This is a genomic window from Citrobacter sp. TBCS-14, from assembly GCF_005280805.1.
GTDB lineage: Bacteria > Pseudomonadota > Gammaproteobacteria > Enterobacterales > Enterobacteriaceae > Citrobacter > Citrobacter gillenii.
The window spans coordinates 1-483 of sequence record NZ_SZWM01000430.1 but is presented as its reverse complement, the minus strand read 5'-3'; the positions used below and the strand labels follow the sequence as shown (position 1 = coordinate 483).

Annotated in this window: 1 protein-coding gene; it reads right to left on the bottom strand. The window is 31.7% G+C overall.

Features of this window, described 5'->3' with window-relative positions; translation table 11 throughout:
- The coding region (locus FDX22_RS15915) for a phage distal tail protein domain-containing protein (protein ID WP_186805334.1) at positions 1 to 483 on the bottom strand (483 nt) is incomplete at both ends.

Sequence of the window (483 nt, the reverse complement as noted above, 5' to 3'; positions counted from 1 at the left end):
CATTTACATCTGTATTGATTAAAATATAATTCTGTACCTGTTCCGTCTTAAACACAATTGCAGTATATTCATTTCCAATATCGTCTAAAAATCTAACTCCAGTAGGTGTTTTAGGTAGTTTCGGATATAATATCCCCATAAAACTAAATATTTCGTCTTTTATATCCCAACGACTTAAACGCTCTATGTTTGTTTCTCCATAATAAGTGTAAGAAGTTCCTTTGACATACTTATAGTATCCTGGTGCTGTTCCGCCATAAATTTTAGACTTTCCAGAAATAACTTTACCATTTTGAACCATATCGAAAGTTAAGTTTTCGTAAGTGTACCACTTTGTAATTATATCAAAAGTTATCTTTTCGCTGAAAGTTCCGTTCTTGCCATAACCCTCTGTCTTTGTAATGTCTGCTAAAGCTAAATCAGCATATACCTGAAAAATCTCTGTTTGATATTCAAGTGTAACGAATTTTTGGTTAAGAATAT